The sequence below is a fragment of the Streptomyces sp. MnatMP-M17 genome (genome assembly GCF_900091995.1).
In the GTDB taxonomy this organism is placed as follows: Bacteria; Actinomycetota; Actinomycetes; order Streptomycetales; family Streptomycetaceae; genus Streptomyces.
The window spans coordinates 1-9,212 of the sequence record NZ_FMDK01000130.1; the positions used below are offsets into that span (position 1 = coordinate 1).

Genomic DNA, 9,212 nt, shown 5'->3' on the forward strand with positions numbered 1-9,212 from the left:
GCGCGGGCCACGCTCTCGGCGAACGGGATCGGCGCCAGCGCGAGCGCGCCGCCCAGCGCCAGCACTCCGCCGCCCAGCCCGCGCCGGCTGATCCCGTCGCCCGTACCGTCCTGTGCCATCAGGAAGCCCTCCCCTGAAAGTATCTTTCGGGATCTCGATCGACTCCTGAAACTTTCTTGCGGGACCTGTGCGCTGTCAACCCTTCCCCGCTGCCCTGTGGACAACGGCCTCGACACCAGGCCGAGCCCCATACCACGCCCGAACTGACACCGCATCACCGGAAGCGGTCCACGGACGCCGTCCGGCGCAGCCCACCGCGCGTACCTCCGGTGGTTCTGGCAGCGTGAGGCGCATGACGACGAGCGACACCATCAGGTCACTGATGTCCCGGTGGACCGTGGTGGTGCCTCTGCTCGCGGTGGTCGCCCTCGTACTGAGCTGGGGACGCTCCCTGCCCGGCTTCGCGGTCGCCCTGGTCGCCCTCTGTCTCGCGAGCGCGGTGCTCGCGGCCGTGCACCACGCCGAGGTCGTCGCCTACCGGGTCGGGGAACCGTTCGGCTCACTCGTACTGGCCGTCGCCGTCACCGTCATCGAAGTCGCGCTCATCGTCACCCTGATGGTCGACGGCGGCGCCAAGTCCGCCACGCTCGCCCGGGACACCGTCTTCGCCGCCGTCATGATCACCTGCAACGGCATCCTCGGACTCTGTCTGCTGGTCGGTGCGCTCCGCAGCAGGATCGCCGTGTTCAATCCCGAGGGCACGGGCGCCGCGCTGGCCACCGTCGCGACCTTGGCCACCCTCACCCTGGTGCTTCCCACCTTCACCACCAGCCGGCCCGGGCGCCAGTTCTCGTCGGCGCAGCTCGGCTTCGCCGCGGTCGCCTCGCTGATCCTGTACGGGCTGTTCGTCGCCGTACAGACGGTGCGCCACCGCGACTACTTCCTGCCCGTCACCCAGGACGGCGAGGTGAGGAGGGAGGAGGAGTCATACGCTCCGCTGCCCAGCCGCCGGGCGGCCGGAGTCAGTCTGGTGCTGCTCGTGGTGGCGCTCATCGCCGTCGTCGGTGATGCGAAGGCGGTCTCGCCCACCATCGAGTCGGGAGTGGAGTCGGCCGGGCTGCCTCAGTCGGTGGTCGGTGTGGTGATCGCCCTGCTCGTGCTGCTGCCGGAGACTCTCGCCGCCGTACGCGCGGCCCGCCGCGAGCGGGTGCAGACGAGTCTCAATCTCGCGCTCGGCTCCGCGATAGCGAGCATCGGGCTGACGATCCCGGCCATCGCGCTCGCCACCGTCTGGCTGAGCGGACCGCTGGTCCTCGGACTGGACGCCACGCATATGGTGCTGCTCGCGCTGACCGTGGTGGTGGGCGCGCTGACCGTCGCACCGGGTCGCGCCACACTGCTCCAGGGCGGAGTCCATCTGGGCATCTTCACCGCGTTCGTCTTTCTGGCCATCAGCCCATGACGCCATCAGCCCATTCCTCCAGGTCATGAACCGCCTGACTTCCGGGCTCCCGCGTCCTTCGGCCGTGGCCTGTCGAGGACCGACGGCGATCGATAGGCTGGCCCGGGACGACGCAGCGGGAGGAGCAGGACGTGGCCGAGAGCATCACCACCCACAAGCCGCTTTCGGGGTGGGACAAGCCGGAGCTCGATCTGAGCAACGCGGACTGGCAGTCGAGCAGCCAAGGCACGGGTGACGTCCAGATCGCCTTCGTCGAGGGCTTTATCGCCATGCGCAACAGCGGGCGGCCCGAGAGCCCGTCGCTGATCTTCAGCCCGGCCGAGTGGCGGGCCTTTGTGATCAACGCGCGTGAGGGGGAGTTCGACCTCACCTGACAGGACCGCGTGACCTGACCGCGCGCGGGCCGCCGCGCGGCGCGGGACACCCCGGGAGCCGGCCGGCCTCCGGGGGACAGAGCGCTTTCACGCCTCCCGTCCCCGACTCTCCACCGCAGGGCGGTGATTGAGCCGAGTACGACGGAGAGCCGGCACATGGTCCGTGCGTGGTCGGCGCGTTCGCCCATGGCTGATGGCCGGATGCGTGCGGTCCCGCCCAGGGGCTCGTGGTCGTCACACCCGTACCATTTGCCTCATCCACCTCACCCGTATCGGCGCCCGGATACCTGACGGAAACCTGGCTCCGGCGAACCGACGGCAGACGCCCGAGGGAGCTTCCGCATGCCTCCGTGAAAGGGCTCACGTGGCTCCTGAGTAGTGGCGCGAACACGTACCATGGTGGGATGTCCTTCCTCCGCCGCCGCAGCGCCGCCACACCCGCGGGCCCGGACTTCGACGTCCTGGCCATGGACCCGGGTGACTGGCCCGGAAACCTGGGCGCCGGTCTGCTGCCCGCTCCCGACGGCAGTTGCCAGGGTGTCTTCCTCCGGTACGACCTCTTCGGCGGCCGTGGCCCCGCGATGATCATCGGAAATCTGCCCGAGGGCTCACCGGCCCGCGAACTGGTGGACGGACAGATCCCGTTCGAGGTGGCACAGCTTCTGCTGGCGCTGGAGAACGAGGAGCCGGTCGAGGTCGTCGGCAGCGAGGACATCCCGGTGATGCAGGGCGACAATCTGCTGATCGTCCGCCGTCTCAAGCTCTCCGAGAGCCGGATCTCCTGTGTGCAGTTCGATCGCAGTGACCATGTCCTGGTCACCATCGCGAGCTGGGACCGGCCGATCACGGACGATCTCTACGCGCTGCTGAAGCCGCTCCCCGCGGAGCTGTTCCAGCAGGGCTGAGTCGGCCGGCGGACTCAGGGCGGCACGGACCCCGGACCGGGGGCCGTGCCGCCCTTCTCGTGCTGCCCTGTGAACTGAATTTGTCTTGCGTATTGCCAATTCTGTCATCGGACCTTTAACGTCCGGGCCATGACGCCTGGGATCAGCCGTAGAACCACGATCAAGTCCGCACTTGGGGTAACCGGCGCCCTGACGCTGGGGGCCCCGGCCTTGTCGGTTGCCGCAACCGGCCATGACACCTCCGATGAATTGACGCTGTGGTACCAGAAGCCCGCCGCCGACTGGGAGCGTGAATCGCTGCCCATCGGGAGCGGAGCGCTCGGCGCGAGTGTCTTCGGCACGCTCGCCACCGAGCGGCTCACACTCAACGAGAAGACCCTGTGGACCGGTGGTCCCGGAGCCGAGGGCGGATACGACCACGGCAACTGGACCGAGCCCCGGCCCGGCGCGCTCGCCTCCGTACAGGAGCGCCTGGACACCGAGGGCAAGCTGACTCCGGAGACGGTCGCCGCCGAACTCGGCCAGCCCAAGCACGGCTTCGGCGCCTACCAGGTCCTCGGCGAACTGGAGCTGGCCGTTCCCGGCGCGCCGACGGCCCCCGACGCCTCGTACCGACGCTCGCTCGACCTCGGCACCGCCCTCGCGGCCGTCTCGTACATCCATGAAGGCACCACGTATACAAGGGAGTTCTTCGCCTCCTTCCCGGGCAAGGTGATCGCGGGCCGGTTCTCCGCCGACGGGCCGGGAAAGATCGGCTTCACCCTGCGCTACACCTCGCCACGCGAGGACTTCACCGCCACCGCGAGCGGTGACCGGCTCACAGTACGAGGCGCGCTCCAGGACAACGGGCTGCGGTTCGAGACCCAGATCCGGGTACGGACGGACGGCGGCCGGGTCACCGCGGGCACGGACGGCACTCTCACGGTCAGCGGCGCCGACAGCGCGTGGTTCGTGCTCGCCGCAGGCACCGACTACGCCGACACCTATCCGCGCTACCGTGGCGCCGATCCGCACACGGCCGTCACCAAGGCCGTCGACGCCGCCGCCCGTCGCTCGTACTCCGCGCTGCGCACCGACCATGTGAACGACCACCGCGCGCTCTTCGACCGGGTCTCGCTCGACATCGGCCAGCAGCTCCCGGAGCTGCCCACCGACCAGTTGCTGACGGGCTACACCGGAGGCGCCAGTGCCGCCGACCGGGCACTCGAAGCGCTCTTCTTCCAGTACGGCCGCTATCTGCTCATCGCCTCCTCGCGCGACGGCTCGCTGCCCGCGAACCTCCAGGGCGTCTGGAACAACGTCACCAATCCGCCCTGGTCGGCGGACTACCACGTCAATATCAACCTCCAGATGAACTACTGGCTCGCCGAGGTCACCAATCTCGCCGAGACCACCGCTCCCTACGACCGCTATGTCGAGTCGATGCGGGCTCCCGGCCGGGTGAGCGCGCGGGAGATCTTCGGCTCGGACGGCTGGGTCGTACAGAACGAGACCAATCCGTACGGCTTCACCGGAGTCCACAACTGGGCCACCTCCTTCTGGTTCCCGGAGGCCGCCGCCTGGCTGACCCAGCAGCTCTACGACCACTACCGCTTCAACGGCTCCACCAGCTATCTGCGCACCACCGCCTATCCGGTGATGAAGGAGGCGGCGGAGTTCTGGCTCGCCAATCTCCGCACCGACCCACGGGACGGCAAGCTCGTCGTCACGCCCAGCTACTCGCCGGAGCACGGCGACTTCACGGTGGGCGCGGCGATGTCGCAGCAGATCGTCTTCGATCTGTTCACCAACACCCTGGAGGCCGCCCGGACGCTGGGCGACTCCCGCGCCTTCCGCACCCGGCTGGAGACCGCCCTCGGACAGCTCGACCCAGGGCTGCGCATCGGCTCCTGGGGCCAGCTCCAGGAGTGGAAGACCGACCTCGACGGCCGGACGGACGACCACCGCCATGTCTCGCATCTCTACGCCCTGCACCCGGGCCGGCAGATCGAGGCGGGCAGCGAGTGGGCGGAGGCCGCCAAGGTCTCGCTGACCGCGCGCGGTGACGGCGGCACCGGCTGGAGCAAGGCGTGGAAGATCAACTTCTGGGCGCGGCTGCTGGACGGCGACCACGCCCACAAGATGCTCTCCGAGCAGCTCAAGAGCTCCACCCTGCCCAACCTCTGGGACACGCATCCGCCGTTCCAGATCGACGGCAACTTCGGTGCCACGTCCGGTATCGCCGAGATGCTCGTGCAGAGCCAGCACGGACCGATCGAGGTGCTGCCCGCCCTTCCCGCCTCCTGGCCCGACGGCCGGGTGAAGGGACTGCGGGCGCGCGGTGGCGCGACGCTCGACATCGAGTGGTCCGGCGGCCGGGCGACCAGGATCACCCTGCGGGCGAGCCGTACGGCCGAGCTGACGCTGCGCAGCACCGTGCTCGCGGGCGGCGAACGCACCTTCCGGGCCATCGCCGGCAAGACCTACGTCTTCCGGGGAGCCTGACGAGCCCTGGGCCCAGCGCCCGGTGTCCCACTGCCCCCGTGGCGCCTCTGTCCCAGGCGCCACGGGTCCCATGGCCCTGTCCGGCACACCGCCGGACAGGGCCATGCCCTGTACTACGGGCCCGGCCCGAAACCTCGGCTCACACCTCGCGCGAAACCGGCCGGTATCCCGCACGATGGAGATACGCCAGGGGCCCGCAGGCACGTGGCTGTCCGCCCGCTGCCGGAGCTTCGTCGAGCGAAGGGACAGCATGGCTAATAACGTCAACAACGGCTACAACGGCAGCAACGGTCTGACACTGGAGGTCCTGCGCGAGCTGCGCCGCCCGCGCCCGTACCCGGCCGTGTCCCTGACCATGCCCACCAACCGCCGCGATCCCCGCGCCGAGGCGGACGCCGTACGGCTGCGTAATCTCCTCGCCGAGGCAGGACACCGCCTGGAGGCCGACCCGGACGTGGACAAGCGGGCACGTGTCGCGATCAGGACACAGCTCGACCGGGCCCTCGCCGAGGTCGATCTGCGCCATACGCTTGACGGGCTGCTGCTCCTCGCCGACGGCCAGGAGCACCGGATCTGGTATCTGCCGCGCGAGGTGCCCGAGCGTGTCGTCCTCAGCGACAGCTATCTCACCCGGAATCTGGTGGCCGCCACCGCGCAGTCACGCCCGTACTGGGTGCTCGGAGTCGCAGCCGACCGCGCGACGCTCTGGAGCGGCTCCGGTGAGTCGCTGCGCGAACACCGCGCGGACGGATTTCCCATGGCGGCGCCCGAGGAGAGCTGGGACGTCGAACGGGAGGAGCGGATCGGCGACACGCCGAGCACCTTCACCGACGAGGAGACCCGCAAGTTCCTGCGGTCCGTGGACGACACCGTGGGCGCGGTCCTGGCCCGCAGGCCGCGACCGCTGCATCTGGTCGGCCTCGCGCCCGCGCTCGCCCTGCTGGAGGAGGCGGGCAACGCCACCCGCTCGGCCGTCGGCAGGCTGGTCAAGGGCGGTCTGGTGGACGGGCCCGCGCCGGTGCTGCTCAAGGAACTCCAGCCGGTGATCGAGGAGTACGCGCGGCGCGAGAAGGAGGAGGTGCTGACACGGCTGGACGAGGCCAAGGGACGGCGCACCTTCGCCGCGGGACTCGACGAGGTCTGGGAGTCGGTGCGCGAGAAGCGGGCCGAGCTGGTCGCGCTCGAAGAGCACTACCGCCGTACGGTCCGGGTCCACGACGGCCATCTCGTGCCCTTGGACGACGTGCCCGCGTCCGCGGCCGCCGGGCACAACGACGTACGCGACGACATCGTGGACGAGCTGGTGGAGACGGCGCTGGACGGCGGAGCCGACGTGGTGTTCCTGCCGGACGGTACGCTCGCCGCCCACGACAGGATCGCCGCCGTCCTGCGCTTCTGACAGCCGGAAGCCCCCGGAAGCCCCTGGAAGCACGCGGAAGCGAACGTACGGACGGCGGGCGTCACAGGCCCCTCCGTGGCCGATGACACCCGCCGTGTTCCGCATCCTGTACGCCGCGTCCCGTAGGCCGTGCGCCGGGCGGCGCGAGCCGTGCGCCGTTGGTCAGCGGCGCACGGGCAGCACCTCGACATCGGACGCCTTCACATAGCCGACCCGGTGCCCGTACTGGATCTCGTAGTACCTCTCCTGGCCGCGCACCACCCGGTGCCCGGCGGTGTCGAACGTCGGTGCGTAGTAGTACTCGCCCGGCGCGCTGTCACCCACGACATACCGCTGACCGGCGAGCACCTTGTACGGCAGCGCGGAGACGGTCTGGACCGGCACCTCCGCCGGGTACGCCGAGGCCTCCGGATAGGCCCGCCCGTACACCGGCACCTCGGCCGCTCCGACCTTCGGTGTCAGCAGCGAGGCCTTGGCGCCCACCGCCGTCGGCCGTGTCCGCGGATTGTGGAACCAGGCCTTCTGGCCGAGATACCAGATCGCCGTCCAGTCGCCCTGGCGCCCGGCGACCGCGTACTGCTGGCCGGTAGTGGCACGGGCCCCCAGGTCATTGACGTCCGTCGTGGTGTCCTCGCCGCCCGGACGCAGTCCGATGTCCTTCACCAGCGGAGCGGTCTCCTGCGGCGCGGTGTGCAGCCGTACGGCGCCCGAGCCGTGCGGAGCACAGACCTGGTTCGGCTGCTCGCATCCTGTGTACACCGGCTTGTTCGACGCGTAGTCGGGCCGGATCGTCACCACATCGGCGTTCGCGCCCGCGGTCGCCTCGAACGGCTTGCCCAGCAGCCGGAAGTAGTGCGCCCAGTCCCAGTAGGGGCCCGGGTCCGTGTGCATGTCGGGGATCAGCGCGGTGGTCGTGCCCGGCACGGTGTCATGGCCCAGGATGTGCTGCCGGTTCAGCGGGACGTCGAACCTCTCCGCCAGATATCTCACCAGCCGCGCCGAGGTGCGGTACATCGACTCCGTGTACCAGGCGTCGGGCGAGGCGAGAAAGCCCTCGTGCTCCAGACCCACCGACTTGGCGTTGATGTACCAGTTGCCGGCGTGCCAGGCCACATCCTTGGTCGCCACATGCTGGGCGATATGACCGTCGGACGAGCGCAGCGTGTAGTTCCAGGACACATAGTCCGGGTCCTTGATGAGCTTGAGTGTGGTGTCCCAGGAGCCCTCGGTGTCATGGATGACGATGTAGTCGATCGACTGGGACGCGGGCCGGTCGGCCTTGTCGTGGTTGCCGTAGTCCTTGTCGCCGAACTCCGCGTACGCCGCGGGCAGCCACTCACAGGCGACCGTGCGCGGACACTCCGTCCGGTCCGCCGGGACCGTACGCAGTCCGAGCCGCGCCGTCCGGGAGGTGTCCGGCGAAATCTTCGGGACCGCGCGCAGCGCGACCCGCTGGCCGCTGTCCGTCGTACGCCGCTCACCGCCTCTGATCACCGCGTACACATCGTTCGCGTAGGCCGTGGCCGTCGCCGAGTCGTCCGCTCCGGAGAAGCGGGCGACCGCGCCGTACCAGTCGGCGGGATCGCCGCTCAGCGGCTCGCCCAGCTCCCGCTGGGCCTCGGCCAGCAGCGCCGCGCCGCCGCGGATATTGGCGGCCGGGCTCTCCCGCAGCTCCTCGGCGGGCAGTCCGGTCAGGGTGGCGGCGCGGTCCAGGGTGCGCAGCCGCGCGGGCAGTTCGGATGTCTTGGGCGGCGCCGTCGCGGCGGCCGTCCGTACGGTCCTGACCGTCCGCGCCGGACGGGAGGTGTCACCGCGCGCGTCCTCCGCACCGTCCGAGTGGTGCTGCGCGCCGGCGATCGCGGCCCTGGCGTCGGTCAGATGCATCGGACCGTAGCCGCCGGTGACGCTGGGCGCTCCGCTGTGCGTGTCCCAGCGCGACTGGAGATACGAGACGCCGAGCAGCACGCTCTGCGGTACCCGGTACTGCGCGGAGGCCGCGGCGAACTCGCGCTGGAGCGTATCGGCGGCGGGCTGTTCCGCGGTGGCGGAGGGAGCGGCCGAGATCAGCGGCAGCAGCAGGGCGGCGGATGCCACGGCGCCCCCCGCTCTCAGTGCACGCCCACGGCGGGATCTCGGATGTGGGGGGACGGAACCTTGCAACGCAGCCTCCAGTGACGGGTGATACGTGAGGATCTGCCGGGCGGGGCCGACTACAGAGGTATCGGCTCCCGGACGATCCGTCAATCATCCGCCACAGAGGCGATTTCCCACGTCAGCGCGGGTTTCCTGGAGTTTCGCGGCAGTGGTGTCCCGGCCTGCGGCGCGTCAGTGGAGTGAACCAATGAAGGAACAAGGCCCGCTGTCCGGCGCCCGGTTCACGGCTCGAACGGAGAGCGCGGCGGTCGCCCTGGAGCGGCGCCGTTCCAGGGGGAGCCGTATCGACGCACCACGCACCCCGTGTGTCGGCACGGGGCACGCGACGCGGTTCTCTTCCTCCGGTCGGTGGAACGGATCAGCGGGTGCCGACCGCGGCACGCACCGCCCGCCGCGCCATCGCGCAGTCGTCGTGCAGCCGGCGCAGCAGCAGC

6 protein-coding genes are annotated in these 9,212 nt (G+C 70.1%); 5 read left to right on the plus strand and 1 reads right to left on the minus strand.

The features are described 5' to 3' along the window. Positions 1 to 352 precede the first annotated feature (352 nt). From GA0115259_RS06940 to GA0115259_RS06960, 5 genes are all read left to right on the plus strand, one after another. The gene (locus tag GA0115259_RS06940) at positions 353 to 1,462 is read left to right on the plus strand and encodes a calcium:cation antiporter (protein ID WP_093592389.1); all 1,110 of its coding nucleotides are present in this window, start codon (positions 353 to 355) and stop codon (positions 1,460 to 1,462) included. Positions 1,463 to 1,593: 131 nt separating this feature from the next. After that, positions 1,594 to 1,836, plus strand: a complete 243-nt coding sequence (locus GA0115259_RS06945) for a DUF397 domain-containing protein (protein WP_066952556.1) — start codon at positions 1,594 to 1,596, stop codon at positions 1,834 to 1,836. A gap of 404 nt (positions 1,837 to 2,240) precedes the next feature. Beyond that, positions 2,241 to 2,741, plus strand: coding sequence for a hypothetical protein (locus GA0115259_RS06950; protein WP_046496399.1), 501 nt, complete (start codon positions 2,241 to 2,243; stop codon positions 2,739 to 2,741). A 129-nt stretch (positions 2,742 to 2,870) separates the two neighbouring features. Beyond that, positions 2,871 to 5,225, plus strand: a complete 2,355-nt coding sequence (locus GA0115259_RS06955) for a glycoside hydrolase family 95 protein (protein WP_093592392.1) — start codon at positions 2,871 to 2,873, stop codon at positions 5,223 to 5,225. A gap of 250 nt (positions 5,226 to 5,475) precedes the next feature. Beyond that, positions 5,476 to 6,624, plus strand: coding sequence for a baeRF3 domain-containing protein (locus GA0115259_RS06960; RefSeq protein WP_093592396.1), 1,149 nt, complete (start codon positions 5,476 to 5,478; stop codon positions 6,622 to 6,624). A 162-nt stretch (positions 6,625 to 6,786) separates the two neighbouring features. Here GA0115259_RS06960 and GA0115259_RS06965 read toward each other — a convergent pair whose 3' ends face one another. After that, positions 6,787 to 8,784: an N-acetylmuramoyl-L-alanine amidase gene (locus tag GA0115259_RS06965; protein WP_370747478.1), complete on the minus strand. Its 1,998-nt coding sequence runs from the start codon at positions 8,782 to 8,784 to the stop codon at positions 6,787 to 6,789. Positions 8,785 to 9,212: the final 428 nt, after the last annotated feature.

Coding starts and splice junctions, on each gene's coding strand:
- GA0115259_RS06940 (WP_093592389.1), top strand. CDS start 353: ATGACGACGAGCGACACCATCAGGTCACTGATGTCCCGGTGGACCGTG.
- GA0115259_RS06950 (WP_046496399.1), top strand. CDS start 2,241: ATGTCCTTCCTCCGCCGCCGCAGCGCCGCCACACCCGCGGGCCCGGAC.
- GA0115259_RS06955 (WP_093592392.1), top strand. CDS start 2,871: ATGACGCCTGGGATCAGCCGTAGAACCACGATCAAGTCCGCACTTGGG.
- GA0115259_RS06960 (WP_093592396.1), top strand. CDS start 5,476: ATGGCTAATAACGTCAACAACGGCTACAACGGCAGCAACGGTCTGACA.